This is a genomic window from Brevundimonas sp. NPDC055311 (genome assembly GCF_053645695.1).
The window spans coordinates 431,866-446,661 of sequence record NZ_JBSHMV010000002.1; the positions used below are offsets into that span (position 1 = coordinate 431,866).

A 14,796-nucleotide genomic window follows, 5' to 3' on the forward strand; every position below is an offset into this window, starting at 1 on the left:
CTTAACTGGCGCGCCGTTCCTCCCCCTGTCACCCCTTGGCTGACAGGGACGAGAGGATGCTCATGAACCGGATGTTGGCGGCGGGCGTCGCCTGCCTGGCGATGGCGGGCGCAGTGCAGGCGCAAGAGGCTTCAAACGGAGCGCCAGCGCCGATGGAGCAGCCGCGCGACTGGTCGGCCGCCCTGGTTCAGGACGCGACCGGCCTGCACGACATCATGATCGACAGCCATCCGGGCGTGCATGACCGGCTCAACCCCCAGTTCCGCGACCGTCTGGACCAGGGCTTGGCGACGGCGTTGGAGCGGGCGAAGACCACGACCGACGCGGGCGGCTGGTGGTGGGCGCTGCGCGCCTATGTCGCCAGCTTCGAGGACGGCCACGTCCAGATCAGCCTGGCCCAGAGGGATTTCGGCTTCCCGACCCGCTGGCCCGGCTTCCTGACCGTCTATCGCGGCGCCGATCAGGTGGTGGTCGATCGCGACGAGGCCGACGCCGACGTGCCGCCGCTGGGCGCTCGGCTGATCGACTGCGACGGGGTGGACGCCGCCGCTCTGGCCGAACAGCGCATCGGCCAGTTCCGGGGGCGCTGGTTCCTGGAGGCGATCAGGACGCGTTTGGGCGACTGGATGTTCCTGAGTGCGGAAAACCCGTGGCAGACCGAGATGAAGGCCTGCCGGTTCGAGACCGACGGCGCGACCACGACCTACGCCCTCGACTGGCGCGCCGCGCCCGATGATCTGAGCGATCGCCGCGCCCGGTTGATGCAGAGCGCCAGGCCCGACTTCGCCCTGAAGCATTTCGACGACGGCGGCTTCTGGATCTCGACCCCCACGTTCAACGGCGACCCCGCCAGCGAGGCCCACGCCGAACTGACATCCCTGATCGCCGACATGAAGACCAAGCAGGACGCCCTGCGCGACGCCCCCTATGTGGTGCTGGACCTGCGGGGCAACGGCGGCGGCTCCTCGCACTGGAGCCAGCTGATGGCCCAGGTCCTGTGGGGCGACGACTGGATGGCTGCGCACCCCGAGCCGGCGATCGAATCCGTCGATTGGCGCGCCTCGGACGGCAATATCGCGGAAATCTCCGCCTTCCTGGACAAGCTGCGCGCCACGAACAGCCAGCCGGAGCTGATCGCCTGGGCCGAGGACGCCGTCGACGGCATGAAGGCGGCCCGGGCCGCCGGCGAGATCTATTGGCGCAGCGCCAATGACGAGGAGTCGGCCGACGCCGCCCCGTCGCCGCCCACGCCGCAATTGATGAAGGGCCGGGTCTATGTCCTGACCGATTCCAGCTGCGGCTCGGCCTGCCTGGACGCGGTCGACCTGTGGAAGACCGTGGGCGCCGTCCAGGTCGGACGCGAGACCTCGGCCGACACCGTCTACATGGAGATCCGCCAAGCGTCTCTGCCCAGCGGGCTGGCCGAAATCGCCGTGCCCATGAAGGTCTATCGCGGTCGCGCGCGCGGCAACAACGAACCGCAGCGGCCCCAGTATGTCATCGAAGGCGACATGAGCGACGACGCGGCCCTGCTGGCCTCGATCCGTCGGCTCCAGCCGAACTGAGGCCTCAGCGCAGGAAGCGATCGACCGCCGCCTGAAACTGCCGCGGGCGATCGATCATGACCATGTGCTCTGCGCCTTCGACCCGTTCGAAGGCGGCCGGGCGGGGCAGGGAGCGGTAGCCCGCGCGGAACAGGTCGTCGACGTGGCTGCGCGGGCTGCGGTCGTCCGGGCTCCAGCCGTAGACGACGGTGACCGGCGCCTCGATCAGCGGCAGACGCGAGCGCAGGTCCGTGGTCATCACCTCATACAGGCCCTGGGCCAGGACGCGGCGGTCGCCGCCCTGCCAGCCGAGGCCGCCCAGCACATTGTCGGCGGCGCCGCCCAGCTCCAGTCCCATGGAGGCGGCCTGGGTCCGCAGCGCCTGGTCGCCCAGCAGCATCAGGCCCTGATAGGCGATGCGGGCCAGGGGCTCGACGTCGGCGGCGGTCGATCCGGGGCTGATCAGCGACGGGAAGAAGGGCGAGGCGTCCACCACCATGACCTTGCCGATGCGGTCGCCGGCGTCGGCGGCGACCCGCAGGGCCACCTGGCCGCCCATGGAGTGGCCGATCAGGGCCGGGCGTCGAAGGCCCTGCTCCTCGATGTAGCGGCGGATTTCGGCGGCGACGGGCGCGCTGACCAGACCCTCGGCGTTGCCGCCGGGCGCCGTCTCGCCGAAGCCGCGCACCGTTACCAGATGCACCCGATAGCGGCCTTCCAAAGCCGCCGCCGTGCGCGCCCACACCGCCGAGGTCGAGGCCAGACCGGGGATGAGCACCACGTCCGGCCCCTGGCCTTTCGTCTCGACCAGGATGCGCGAGGACTGGAACAGCGTCGGCGCCGGCGCCGGGGCGGCCGTCGGGCGCGCCGCCTGGGCGGCGGAGACGCTTTGCGCCGGCGCGCTTGACGGGATGATCGTCAGAACGGCGGAGAGAAGGGCGAAACAGAGCGATTGGCGCATGGCGTCAGCCTGCCCGTGGATAACGGCGAAACCTCGACCGGGCCGGGCCCGTGGCGGGACCATTGTGTTTTCGTCTTAACAGGAGTGAAATCCCCCTGTTCCTGGGGAGGATGAGATGAAACCAACTGTCATCACCATTGTCGCCGCCGTCGTCGCTCTGGCGGCATCGCCCGCCCTGGCCGAAAGCTGGCACGTCGTTTCGCGCAGCTCGGCCACGGTCTTCATGCTGGACGTGGACTCCATCACCGAGGCGAGCGGCGCGCGAACGGCCGTTCTGGCGCGCGTTCCGGCGTCCGGTCCGGTCGACGACCTGTCCTATTCCGCCGGCGAGATCACCATCCGCTGCAGCGCCAACCAGTCCAAGCCGGGCGTGGAGGTGCTTTACGGCCCCGACGGCGCGGAGCAGGAGCGCATCGACGACGGCTACGACTTCGACGCCATCGCTCGGAACTCGCTGGATTCCTACATCAAGGACATGCTGTGCGACGACCAGCGCGGCACGCTCGTCTACCCGTCCGTCCGCGCCTTCATCGAAGCCGGACGTCCTCGGGCGGACTGAGCCGCCGTCGAAGCGCCCTTGCCGGGGCGCAGCCGGGCGTCTATCGCCTAGCCGCAGGGGCGCGCGCCCCTGTCCGGGCGATCCCTTGCTCCATCCTCAACGCCTGAGGCGGCGTCCAGGCGGCCGGATCCGTAGTGTAAACAGTCAGAGTCGCCGCCTTGCCCCATCCGACGTCGGCCGTCGTCACGTCGTCCATCGCTCCCGAGCCGTCGGTCGACCCGCAGAGCCTGGAGCGTCTGCGCGCCCTGCTCCACGATCAGGCCGACGCCATGGTGGCGGCCTTCTATCAGGTGCTGCTCGACGATCCCGAGGCCCAGGCCTTCCTGCACCACTCCATCGTCCAGGAGCGGCTCAGCCCGTCCCTGCGCAACTGGCTGATCGACCTGTTCGCACCTGAACAGGACGTCGAGGGCGAGGCCTTCATCGCCCGCCAGACCAAGATCGGCGAGGTCCACGCCCGCATCAAGATTCCCATGCATCTGGTCATGGCCGGGGCGGCGGTGCTGAAGGCGCGGCTGGCCGATGATCTTGCGGCGGACCCGGCGGCCTTTGATCTGTTGCGCCTGGTCGATCGGCGCATCGATCACGCCCTTCGCCTGATGAGCCAGTCCTATGAGAAGGGCGCCAGCAACCGGGCGCGCCTGGACGAGGCCTACCGCCTCTTTTCTCTGGATCAGGACATCCACTTCGAGCGGGAGAGCCAGCGCGCCGGCCTGATGGAGTGGAGCCAGAAGACCCTGTTCCGCATCCTCGCCTCGGGCGGGGTCGACGGGGCGGGCGCCCTGGGGGCCTCGCCCTTCGGCCTGTGGATCCGGCATCGGGCCGACTTCCTCTTCGACGGCTCGCCGCACCTGGCGCGGCTGAACGCGACGATGGAACGGATCGACGGCGCGCTCTTGCCTCGCTTCACGCCCGGCGCGGCCCCGGCCGAGCTGGCCGCCCCCCTGAAGGCGCTGGAGGCCGCCGTCGAGGAGGTCGCCTTCCTGCTGAACGAGATGTTCCAGGGGCTGGCGGGCATGGAGGGCGGTCGCGACCCGCTGACCCGCGCCCTGAACCGGCTCTTCCTGTCATCGATCCTGAGCCGTGAGATCGGTTTCGCCAACACCAACCACACGCCGCTGTCGGTGCTGCTGCTGGACGTCGACCACTTCAAGCGGATCAACGACACGCACGGCCATCCGGTCGGCGACGAGGTGCTGCGCCAGGTGGCCGAGGCCGTGACCGAGAACGTCCGCCCCAGCGACTTCGTCTTCCGTTACGGCGGGGAGGAATTCCTGATCGTCCTGGTCGAGACCCATCTGCACCAGGCTGCGACCATCGCCGAGCGCATGCGTCTGGCCCTGGCGGCCAAGCCGATCACGGCGGCTGGCCTGGCGCCCTTCAACGTCACGGCGTCGATCGGCGTCGCCGAGCATCGCGGCCATCCGGATGAGAACTATCTGGTCAAGGCGGCCGACGACGCCCTCTATCGCGCCAAACAGAACGGTCGCAACCGCGTCGAGCAGGACCGCCGCAGCGCCTGACGGCCCCGCGACGGCTGTCGCAAAGGCGCTTCCCTTCGCTTGAAAAACGGAGTTATCATCCGTGGCGGGCAGGGGGACGCAATGTCGGAATTTGACGCGCTTTTCGCCTTCTACGCCCTGCTGCTCGGGCTGGCGGTCGCCAATGTCGCGACCGCCTTCGCGGAGATGTACAAGGTGCGCGGCCGGGTCGTCATCGGCTGGACGGTCCCGCTGCTGGGCGCCGTCGTCCTGACCGCAGCCTGCCAGCAATGGCTGTCCCTGTTCCGCGCCCAGGCGGATATGAAGCTGGGCCCCGGCGAGCTTCTCATCTGCCTGGCGATGGCCCTGCCCTACATCTTCATCAGCCAGGTCATCCGGCCCCGTCACGACGAAACCTCGTCGCTCGAGGCCTATTACGCCGAGCATCGCCGGATCCTGGCCGGGGCCTTGCTGGTCCCCGTGCTCGCCAGCAGCGTCGTCAACGTCATCTATGCGGTGGCGCTGAACGACGGCTTCGTCCCCGCCGCGCTCGGCTTCCTGATCTACCAGGGCGTCCGCTACGCCTGCATCATTCCGATGCTGATCTGGCCGAACGTCGCCGTGCAGCGAGCGGGACTGGTCGTCCTGCTCGCCCACACGGTCTTGATGATGTTCTAGGCGTCAGGCGTCAGGCGTCAGGCGTCGACGGCGGCGTCCAGGGCGTTGTCCTGGATGAACTCGCGGCGCGGTTCGACCACGTCGCCCATCAGCTTGGCGAACAGGTCGTCGGCGTCGTCGCCGTGCTCGACCTTGACCTGCAGCAGGGTGCGGGCGTTGGCGTCCAGCGTCGTCTCCCACAGCTGTTCCGGGTTCATCTCGCCCAGACCCTTGTAGCGCTGAATGGCGATGCCCTTCTTGCCCGCATCCAGCACGGCCGCCAGCAGGTCCAGCGGGCCGCGAATGGTCGTGGTCTTGTCCTTGCGGCGATAGACGGCCGGCGCCGAGAACAGGCCGTCGAAGGCGGCGGCGCGCTCGGCCAGACGACGAGCGTCCAGCGAACGGCCCAGCACCTCGTCCAGCACGATTGTCTCGCTGACGGCGCGGCGCACGCGGTTGAAGGCCACCCCGCCCTGGGCGGCCGGTTCGCCGCTCCACGGACCGTCGCCTTCCTCGGCGTAGAGGTTCAGCCGCTCGGCCGCGCGCGCGGCGCGTTCGGCCAGTTCGCCGGCGTTCTCGTCGAACAGGCCCGCCAGGGCGCCCTGTTCGATGGCGAAGGCCGGGGCGCGGGCGGCCAGACGGTCGACCAGGGCCTTGAACGCCTTGGCCTCGCGGACCAGTTCCTGCAGATCCATGCTGGCGCGCACCTCGCCCGAGGCCAACTCCAGCGTCGCCTCGGCGCTGCCTTCCTCGATCAGATAGGCGTCCATCTCCGCCTGATCCTTGATGTAGCGGTGCTGCTTGCCCTTGGAGACCTTATAGAGCGGCGGCTGGGCGATGTAGACGTGGCCGCGCTCGATCAGCTCCGGCATCTGACGATAGAAGAAGGTCAGCAGCAGGGTGCGGATGTGGGCGCCGTCGACGTCGGCGTCCGCCATCAGGATGATCTTGTGATAGCGCAGCTTGTCCGCGTCGAAATCGTCGCGGCCGATGCCCGTGCCCAGCGCCAGGATCAGGGTGCCGATGGTGTCGGACGACAGCATCCGGTCGAACCGCGCCCGCTCGACGTTCAGGATCTTGCCGCGCAGGGGCAGGACGGCCTGGTTCTCGCGGTTGCGCGCCTGCTTGGCCGAGCCGCCGGCCGAGTCGCCCTCGACGATGAACAGTTCGGACTTGGCCGGATCGCGTTCCTGACAGTCCGCCAGCTTGCCGGGCAGGGAGGAGATCTCCAGCGCCGACTTGCGACGGGTCAGGTCGCGCGCCTTGCGGGCGGCCTCACGGGCCGACGCCGCCTCGATGATCTTGGAGACGACCAGCTTGGCCTCGACCGGGTGTTCCTCGAACCAGGTCGACAGGCCTTCGGTGCACAGGCTTTCGACGGCCGGCCGCACCTCGGACGAGACCAGCTTGTCCTTGGTCTGGCTGGAGAATTTCGGGTCCGGCACCTTGACCGACAGGACGCAGGTCAGGCCCTCGCGCGCATCTTCGCCCGAGATGGAGACCTTCTCCTTCTTGGCCAGCCCTGAGCTTTCGATATAGGCGCCCATGACGCGCGTCAGGCTGGTGCGGAAGGCCGAAAGGTGGGTGCCGCCGTCCCTCTGGTTGATGTTGTTGGTGAAGCACAACATCGTCTCGTGGTAGGAATCGTTCCACCACATGGCCAGGTCCAGCTCGATGCCGTCCTTCTGGCCGCGGATGACGATGACGTCCTTCAGGATCGGCGTCTTGGACTTGTCCAGGTGGCGCACGAAGGCTTCGACCCCGCCCTCATAGTGCAGCAGGATCTCGACCGGTTCCGGCCCGCGCCTGTCGCTCAGCTTGATGACCACGCCCGAGTTCAGGAAGGCCATTTCGCGCAGACGGTGTTCCAGCGTCTTCAAGTCGAAGTCGATGTGGCTGAAGGTGTCGATCGACGGATAGAAGGTGACCTCAGTGCCGGTCAGCAGACGGCCCTTGTCCTCGCGCATCGGCGCATCGCCGATGACGGCCAGCGATCGCACCGTCTCGCCGCGCTCGAAGCGCACGCTGTGCTTCTTGCCCTCGCGATAGATGACCAGTTCGAGCCAGTCCGACAGGGCGTTGACCACCGAGACGCCCACGCCGTGCAGGCCGCCGGACACCTTGTAGGAGTTCTGGTCGAACTTACCGCCCGCGTGCAGCTGGGTCATGATGACCTCGGCCGCCGAAATGCCTTCCTCGGCGTGGGTCGCCACCGGAATGCCGCGTCCGTTGTCGGTCACGGTGACCGAGCCGTCCTCGTTCAGGGTGACGGTCACCAGATCGGCGTGCCCGGCCAGGGCCTCGTCGATGGCGTTGTCCACCACCTCATAGACCATGTGGTGCAGGCCCGAGCCGTCGTCCGTATCGCCGATATACATGCCGGGGCGCTTGCGCACCGCGTCCAGGCCTTTGAGAACCTTGATGGAATCGGCGCCGTACTCGGGCGAGGGAGCAGTCTGTTCGGTCATGAAAACGTCGGCTCAGGGTCCGCGGGCGGACAGGGAAGAGGCGACGCGAAAGCCGCCCGTTTCAGGACCGCAAATCAGCGCGCCCCGAAGTCTCAGATATATAGGAAATTCGACGGAAAAAGCGAGCCTTTAAGCCCTATGCCGACAGCCCGCCGCCTTCCACCGCCACGAACTGCGCGCGGCCTTCCAGGGCGGCGAACAGCGGCCGCTCCGTCCCGGTCATGAAGGCCTGAAGCCTCAGCGCCTCGATCTCGTCGAACAGGGCGGCGCGGCGGGCTTCGTCCAGGTGGGCGGGCGCTTCGTCCAGCAGCAGAACGGGCCGCGCAGGCTGATCCGCCAGCCGCGCCACCTGGGCCAGGATCAGGTTCAGCACTAGGGCCTTCTGCTCGCCGGACGAGCCTTCGGCGGCGGGGCGGTTTTTCTCGCGGTGCAGGGCCGTCAGGTCCGAGCGGTGCGGCCCGAACAGGCTGCGCCCGGCCGCCGCGTCGCGGGCGCGGGCGCGCATCAGGCCTTCGCCCAGCGCTTCGACGATGTCGGCCTCGTCCGCGCCCGCCGCCGCCATCTCCTCGGCCGGACCGGCCAGTCCCAGATCGGCCTGTGGGAAGGGGCGGTCGGCGCGGGCGTCGATCCCGGCCTGAAGCGCCCTCAACGCCCCGGCGCGCGCCATCGCCGCCCGGGCGCCGCTCTCGGCCAGCCGCGCCTCCAGCGCATCCAGCCACAGGGGATCGGCGGGACGAGTCTCGTCGGTCAGCAGGCGCAACCGCTCGCGCAGGGCCTTGTCATAGGTCGAGACGACGGCCGCGTGATCGGGATGGGCGGCGAAGACCAGGCGGTCGAAGAACCGCAGCCGCTCGGCCCGCGCGTCCGAGAACAGCCGGTCCTGCTCCGGCGTGGCCCAGACCGGGCGGAGGTGGTCCAGCAGCCGCCCCGGCGGCGCCGTCTCGCCGTCGATGCGCACGATGCGCCGGGCCGAGGGGCCCATGGTCTGGACGCCGGTGCCCAGGCGCACTTCGTCGCCGTCGGCGGCCTGCAGCGTCGTCGCCACGGCCCAGGGCCGCCCGACCGTCTCGCCCGGCTCGCGCCGTCCCATCTCGGCCGCCGTGGCCCCGCGCAGCCCCTTGCCGGGGGTCAGCAGGCTGATCGCCTCCAGAAGGTTGGTCTTGCCCGCCCCGTTCGGCCCATGCAGCACCACCGTCCCGCCGGAAACCGGCAGGGTCGCGCTCGCATAGGAGCGGAAGTCGGTGAGGGCGAGGGAGGTTACGCTCAATCTATCCGCTCATCCCGGCGGATGCCGGGACCCAGTGCTTTGGCCGCAAGCGGCGCGGTTCAAAGGAGCGTCTCGAACAGATCGGCCCATTCTGGGTTCATACGCTCGATCAGGTCCAGCTTCCACTCGCGCCGCCATTCCTTGATGCGGCGTTCGCGAACAAAGGCCGCCGCTCGAGAGTCGTGAACTTCGTACCAGACCAGTCGCGAAACATCGTATTTCGCCGTGAAGCCGCCGCGCAATTTCTCGCGATGTTCCACGATCCGCTTCAGCAGGTCGTCAGTCGAGCCTGTGTAGAGCGTGCCGTTAGGGCGGCTGGCCAGAATGTAGACGTAGAACATCCGACCGACCGCTCCCGGCTCTCACTGGGTTCCGGCGTCCGCCGGGATGAGCGGAAGAGGGGGCAGCACCGGCTAGCCCTACACCCGCAGCGGCATCAGCACGTACTGCACGCCCACGTCGGCCGGATCCAGCACCAGCGTCGGGCTGGCCGGGTCGGCGAACTTGAAGTGGGCCGTTTCGCCGGTGATCTGGCCGGCGACGTCCAGCAGGTAGCGGGCGTTGAAGCCGATCTCGAACGGTTCGTCGGAATAGCCGATCTCGACCTCTTCCTCGGCCTGACCGGCTTCCATGTTGCGGACGGTCAGCTTCACCCGGTCGTTGTCGAAGGCCAGCTTCACCGAGCGGCTCTTTTCGGCCGAGATGGTGGCCACGCGGTCGACAGCCTTGGCGAACAGGGCGTTGTCGATGTCGGCCTGCTTGTCGTTGCCCTTGGGGATGACGCGCAGATAGTCGGGGAAGGCGCCGTCGATGACCTTGGAGGTCAGGCTGGCCTGGCCGAACTCGAAGCGGATCTTCTGGGCCGAGACCTGGACCTCGACCGGGCCGGCGCCGTCGTCCAGCAGGCGGCGGACCTGGTCCACCGTCTTGCGCGGCACGATGACGCCGGGGCCGCCCGCCGCGCCTTCCGGCGCCGGGGTCTCGGCCAGGGCCAGGCGATGGCCGTCGGTGGCCACGGCGCGCAGCAGCGGAATGCCGCCGTCGGCCACCGTGTGCAGATAGAGGCCGTTCAGATAGTAGCGCGTCTCTTCGGTCGAGACGGCGAAGCGCGTCTTGTCGATCAGACGCGCCAGATCGTCCTTGGGCAGGGTGTAGCGCGCGCCCGAGGCCTCGGTCGACATGACCGGGAAGTCGCCCGCCGGCAGGACCGGCAGGTTGAAGCGCGAACGGCCCGCCGCCACCACCAGACGCGGATCGTCGCCCGAATAGGTCAGCGACACCTCGGCGCCGTCCGGCAGCTTGCGCACGATTTCATACAGGGTGTGGGCCGGGGCCGTGATCTGGCCCTCGACGTTCACCTGGGCCTCGGCCTCGTCGACCATTTCCATGTCCAGGTCGGTGGCGGCGAACGACAGGCGGTCGCGCCCGGCGCTCAGCAACACGTTGGACAGGATCGGAATGGTGTTGCGACGCTCGACCACGCTCTGGACGTGCCCCAGGGCCCGAAGAAGCGCGGAACGTTCGATGGTCAGCTGCATATGGTCTCGCCCGGTCGCGACTCCGCCGAAGCAGCGTCGCCTTAAATATGGGCGGGAACACTAGCGCATTGAGCGAAAGGGGCAACGGGCAGAGGCGTCTCTACGCCGTCTGCCCCCGATTTCCACAGGCGATCGCCCTTAAATCCGCTCATCCCGGCCTTCGCCGGGATGAGCGGGCTAGGGACTTACCCGCGCAGTTTACGCGTCAGGGCCTCGACGTCGCGGGCGATCTGGTCGTCCTTGGGCATCAGCTCCTCGATCTTGCGGACCCCGTGCAGGACGGTGGTGTGGTCGCGCCCGCCGAAGCGGCGGCCGATGTCGGGATAGGAGCGGGTGGTGTGCTGCTTGCACAGATACATGGCGATCTGGCGCGGGCGGGCGATGGCGCGGGTGCGACGCTCGCTCAGCAGGTCGGCCTGTTTCAGGTTGAAGTGCTCGGCCACCGTCTTCTGGATCTCGTCCACGGTGATGCGGCGCTCGGGCCCCGTGCGCAGGGCGGCGCCCAGCAGGGATTGAACCTCATCGACCGTCAGGGCCGACAGGCGGCTTCCGGCGACGGCGGCCAGGGTGTTCACGGCGCCTTCCAGTTCGCGCATCGAGCCGGGGGTGCGATCGATCAGATGCTCCAGCACATCGGCGCGCGCCTCGCCCGAGACGACGCCCAGCTGGGCCAGGGCGTTCAGACGCGACTGGGCGACGGCGACCTTCAGGTCGCGATCCGCCGCCTCGACCGGGCAGGTCAGGCCGGCGGCCAGGTGGCTGCGCAGGCGCGGCTCGACGTCGGTCAGGGCCATGGGCGCGCGGTCGGCCGACAGGACGATGCGCTTGCCGTCCTCGATCAGGGCCGTGAGGGTGTTCAGCAGTTCTTCCTGGGTCGAGGTCTTGCCGCCGACGAACTGGACGTCGTCCAGCAGCAGCATGTCGGCCGAGCGCAGGCTCTCCTTGAAGGCGGCGGTCGAGCGGTCCTGCATGGCGCGCACGAAAGTCGACAGGAAGCGCTCGGCGGTCAGATAGACCACCTTGGCGTCCGGACGCAGGCGCTGGGCCTCCCAGGCGATGGCGTTCAGCAGGTGGGTCTTGCCGTAGCCGTAGGGGCCGCAGAAGAAGACGGGGTTGAAGTGGCCGTCGGCCCAGGTCGCCACCTGTTTGGCGATGGCCAGGGCGAAGGCGTTGCCGTGGCCCTCGACGAAGCTGTCGAAGGTCAGACGCTCCTGCAGGCCTGCGGCCCGCACGGCGCGGGCGCCGTCGGTGGCCGGAGCGAAGGCGGGCGCGGCAGGCGAGGCGGCCGGGGCGGCGCTGATCGAGGCCAGACGCGGCGCGACGCCCGAGGCGGCGGCCGGCGGGACCGAACCCATCTCGGCGCGGCAGCGCACGTCCAGGCGGCGGGCCAGGCCGTCCAGACCCAGCCACAGCTCGTTCATCCGGCGCAGGGCGTTCTTGCGCACCCAGTCGCGCGCATAGGCTGTCGGCGTCACCAGGATCAGATTGCCCTGTGAGTCCACGCGCACCGCAGACGGCGCGATATAGCTGCTGAAGGGTCCGTCCCCGATCTCAGCCTTCAGGCGGTCCGCCGCCTCGGTCCAGATACGGTTGGGATCCGTCATTCCCGCCATCGCCGCGCCCCCGATCATTCAGAACACCCGCCACAAGAGTTATCACCGACGAACGCCCTTCGAGATGTCGGGTCCAGGGACGACTTCTCTCGTCTCGCGAAGCAGGCTTCGCAAGCGGGGTCGTACTCGCAGACAGACATCTCGCGCCAAGGGAAACCATTGATTTCCCTCGTCTTCATCCAGAAAGGACGGAAGTGCGTTACCCCCTCAACTTACCCCCGGAGCGGCGGAGATCAACGCTGATTCGAGTCGAGATTCGCACTTAAATTGATTGACTCCGGCAAACCTCGACAGGGCTTGGGAAAATGGCGATTTCGCCTCATTCCAGAACCGGAATCGTCAAGCGCCACTTAGGCGCAGACAGCAAGACGGCGAGGGAGCTTGCGCTTCCTCGCCGTTGAATTTCTTACATTCTTTTACGAAATGCCTGTTACAGGCCTTCCGTAGCCGTCGCATTGCGCCGTTTGACGAAGCCGTGAAGACCCGTCCGAGCGCCCCTGCGAAATCAGGCGGCCGACAGCTTCTTCAGCTGGGCGGCCAGACGGCTGACCTTGCGCGAGCCGGTGTTCTTGTGAACCACGCCCTTGGACACGGCGCGCATCAGTTCCGACTGGGCGGTGATGAACGCGGCCTTGGCGGTCTCCACGTCGCCGCCCGTGACGGCTTCCTGGAACTTGCGCAGGTAGGTGCGAACGCGGGTGCGGCGGGCCTTGTTCACTTCGGTCCGCGCTTCGATCTTGCGGATCGCCTTGCGGGCGCCTGCATTGTTGGCCATCGGGTAAAAACCTTCGAACGAAAACGCCGTAGACCCACGTCCACGGCGAGAAAATCTCAAGAGCGCGCGGCTATAGCGGAAACCCCCCGGACGGTCAACGCGATCCGGCGGGAATTGAGTCGGGGCCGGGGTTTGCGCCCCATATGATCCGGCCCCGACAGGATTCAGCGTCCGGTGAAAGCGGGCTTCCGCTTCTCGACGAAGGCGGCCATGCCCTCCTTCTGATCGTCGAAGGCGAACAGGGAGTGGAACAGCCGGCGCTCGAACACCACGCCCTGCGCCAGGGTCGTTTCGAAGGCGGCGTTGACCAGCTCCTTGTTGGCCATGACGGCCAGGATCGACTGTCCGGCGATCTTGGCGGCGGCGGCGCGCGCCTCGTCCAGCAGGGCGTCGGCGGCGACGACGCGCGACACCAGACCCGAACGCTCCGCCTCGGCCGCGTCCATCATCCGGCCGGTCAGGCACATGTCCATCGCCTTGGCCTTGCCCACGGCGCGGGTCAGGCGCTGCGAGCCGCCGATGCCGGGGGCCACGCCCAGGTTGATCTCGGGCTGGCCGAACCTGGCCGTCTCGGATGCGATGATGAAGTCGCACAGCATGGCCAGCTCGCAGCCGCCGCCCAGGGCATAGCCCGACACCGCTGCGATGATCGGCTTGCGGAACCCGGCCACCCGGTCGTGGGCGCGGGCGAAGAAGTTGCCGCGATACATGTCGGCATAGGCCTGATCCGCCATCTCCTTGATGTCGGCGCCGGCCGCAAAGGCCTTCACCGAGCCGGTCAGGACCACGCAGCGTACGCTGTCGTCGTCAGCCACACTCTCCAGGAAGTCGCCCAGTTCTCCGGTCAGGGTCGTGTTCAGCGCGTTCAGCGCCTCGGGCCGGTTCAGGGTGACGACCGCATAGCCGTCGGCGTGCCGTTCAATCAGCAGGGTGGAATAGGCGTCGGCCATGGGGCGCTCCTCATCTGTCTTCGCGGGCAGGTCTAGCCGCTCGGGCGGCCTGCGCAAACACCCGGCTAGCGCTTCTGGCAGACAGGGCAGAAGAAGGTCGAGCGCCCGCCCTGCACGATGCGTTTCACCACGCCGCGACAGTCCTCAGTGCGGCACGGCTCATGCTCGCGCCCATAGACGTCGAAGCGGTGCTGGAAATAGCCCTGGCCGCCCTCGACGTTGGCGAAGTCCTTCAACGTCGACCCGCCCGCCGCGATGGCGTCGTGCAGGACGTTGCGGACCTCGAGCGCCAGCCGCTCCAGTCGGGGGCGGCTGACCTCGCCCGCCGCCGTCAGGGGCGAGATGCGCGCGCGATACAGGGCCTCGCATACATAGATGTTGCCCAGGCCGGCCACGATGCTCTGGTCCAGCAGGCTGACCTTGATGTTCTGCGCCTTGCCCGCGAAGGCTTCGGCCAGATGCGCGCCCGAAAAGGCGTTGCCCAGAGGCTCGGGTCCCAGCTTGGCGAACCAGGCGTGCCCCTCGACCGCCTCGGTGGGGATCAGGCCCATGAAACCGAAGCGCCGGGCGTCGGCGTAGCCCAGCCGGGTCAGCACCCCGTCCCGATCAGCCGTCAGGCTCATGTGCTCATGCTTGCCGACGACGGGGGCGGCCGTCTCGAACGCGCCGGGGGCGACACCCTCCAGGGTGAAGCGCCCGGTCATCCCTAAGTGCGTGATCCAGGTCTCGCCGGTGGACAGGGGAAACAGCAGGTATTTCGCCCGCCGCTCCAGCCGCAGCACGGATGCGCCCTCCAGCCGCTCGACGAAGCGCTCGGGAAAGGGGAAGCGCAGGTCCGGTCGGTTCTGGCGCGGCGCCGTCAGGCGCGCGCCCTCCAGCACCGGCTGCAGGCCGCGACGCACGGTTTCGACTTCGGGAAGTTCAGGCATGGCGCAAATCTAGCCTGTCACGCCTCTCGCCGCATCTCCCGTCTACGCCGGGCG

At 68.3% G+C, this 14,796-nt stretch carries 13 protein-coding genes; 4 read left to right on the top strand and 9 right to left on the bottom strand.

Annotation, left to right across the window (positions count from 1 at the left end):
- The first annotated feature begins 62 nt into the window (after nucleotides 1-62).
- Nucleotides 63-1,565, top strand: a complete 1,503-nt coding sequence (locus ACWIDZ_RS07890; protein WP_453988016.1) for a S41 family peptidase — start codon at nucleotides 63-65, stop codon at nucleotides 1,563-1,565.
- Between the two features lie 4 nt (nucleotides 1,566-1,569).
- On the opposite strand, the gene ACWIDZ_RS07895 is transcribed toward ACWIDZ_RS07890, so the two are convergent.
- Nucleotides 1,570-2,505 (bottom strand): alpha/beta fold hydrolase, encoded by a 936-nt coding sequence (locus tag ACWIDZ_RS07895; protein WP_338577269.1) that lies wholly within the window; start codon nucleotides 2,503-2,505, stop codon nucleotides 1,570-1,572.
- A 115-nt stretch (nucleotides 2,506-2,620) separates the two neighbouring features.
- Here ACWIDZ_RS07895 and ACWIDZ_RS07900 point away from each other — a divergent pair, with 115 nt between their 5' ends.
- The 3 genes from ACWIDZ_RS07900 to ACWIDZ_RS07910 all read left to right on the top strand — a co-directional run bounded on the left by ACWIDZ_RS07900 (nucleotide 2,621) and on the right by ACWIDZ_RS07910 (nucleotide 5,223).
- Nucleotides 2,621-3,064 carry a hypothetical protein gene (locus tag ACWIDZ_RS07900; RefSeq protein ID WP_312220638.1) on the top strand — a complete coding sequence of 148 codons (444 nt, stop codon included), beginning with the start codon at nucleotides 2,621-2,623 and terminating at the stop codon, nucleotides 3,062-3,064.
- 158 nt (nucleotides 3,065-3,222) lie between these two features.
- A complete protein-coding gene (locus ACWIDZ_RS07905) occupies nucleotides 3,223-4,587 on the top strand; it encodes a diguanylate cyclase (protein ID WP_453988015.1) in 1,365 nt (454 codons plus the stop codon).
- 81 nt (nucleotides 4,588-4,668) lie between these two features.
- Nucleotides 4,669-5,223, top strand: coding sequence for a hypothetical protein (locus ACWIDZ_RS07910; RefSeq protein ID WP_453988014.1), 555 nt, complete (start codon nucleotides 4,669-4,671; stop codon nucleotides 5,221-5,223).
- A gap of 17 nt (nucleotides 5,224-5,240) precedes the next feature.
- Here the strand turns inward: ACWIDZ_RS07910 and gyrB are convergent, their stop codons facing one another.
- From gyrB to mutM, 8 genes are all read right to left on the bottom strand, one after another.
- Entirely contained in the window at nucleotides 5,241-7,670 is a 2,430-nt protein-coding gene (gyrB, locus tag ACWIDZ_RS07915) for a DNA topoisomerase (ATP-hydrolyzing) subunit B (protein WP_291781061.1), read from the bottom strand.
- 136 nt (nucleotides 7,671-7,806) lie between these two features.
- Complete coding sequence (recF, locus tag ACWIDZ_RS07920; protein WP_453988013.1) at nucleotides 7,807-8,937, bottom strand: DNA replication/repair protein RecF; 1,131 nt, start codon at nucleotides 8,935-8,937, stop codon at nucleotides 7,807-7,809.
- A 59-nt stretch (nucleotides 8,938-8,996) separates the two neighbouring features.
- Nucleotides 8,997-9,278, bottom strand: coding sequence for a GIY-YIG nuclease family protein (locus ACWIDZ_RS07925; RefSeq protein WP_452112306.1), 282 nt, complete (start codon nucleotides 9,276-9,278; stop codon nucleotides 8,997-8,999).
- Nucleotides 9,279-9,356: 78 nt separating this feature from the next.
- Nucleotides 9,357-10,475 carry a DNA polymerase III subunit beta gene (dnaN, locus tag ACWIDZ_RS07930; RefSeq protein WP_312220873.1) on the bottom strand — a complete coding sequence of 373 codons (1,119 nt, stop codon included), beginning with the start codon at nucleotides 10,473-10,475 and terminating at the stop codon, nucleotides 9,357-9,359.
- 185 nt (nucleotides 10,476-10,660) lie between these two features.
- A complete protein-coding gene (gene dnaA / locus ACWIDZ_RS07935) occupies nucleotides 10,661-12,079 on the bottom strand; it encodes a chromosomal replication initiator protein DnaA (protein WP_338577264.1) in 1,419 nt (472 codons plus the stop codon).
- Between the two features lie 514 nt (nucleotides 12,080-12,593).
- Nucleotides 12,594-12,863 carry a 30S ribosomal protein S20 gene (gene rpsT / locus ACWIDZ_RS07940; RefSeq protein ID WP_024355020.1) on the bottom strand — a complete coding sequence of 90 codons (270 nt, stop codon included), beginning with the start codon at nucleotides 12,861-12,863 and terminating at the stop codon, nucleotides 12,594-12,596.
- Nucleotides 12,864-13,027: 164 nt separating this feature from the next.
- Nucleotides 13,028-13,813 carry an enoyl-CoA hydratase gene (locus ACWIDZ_RS07945; protein ID WP_312220818.1) on the bottom strand — a complete coding sequence of 262 codons (786 nt, stop codon included), beginning with the start codon at nucleotides 13,811-13,813 and terminating at the stop codon, nucleotides 13,028-13,030.
- Nucleotides 13,814-13,878: 65 nt separating this feature from the next.
- Nucleotides 13,879-14,742: a bifunctional DNA-formamidopyrimidine glycosylase/DNA-(apurinic or apyrimidinic site) lyase gene (gene mutM / locus ACWIDZ_RS07950; protein WP_453988012.1), complete on the bottom strand. Its 864-nt coding sequence runs from the start codon at nucleotides 14,740-14,742 to the stop codon at nucleotides 13,879-13,881.
- Nucleotides 14,743-14,796: the final 54 nt, after the last annotated feature.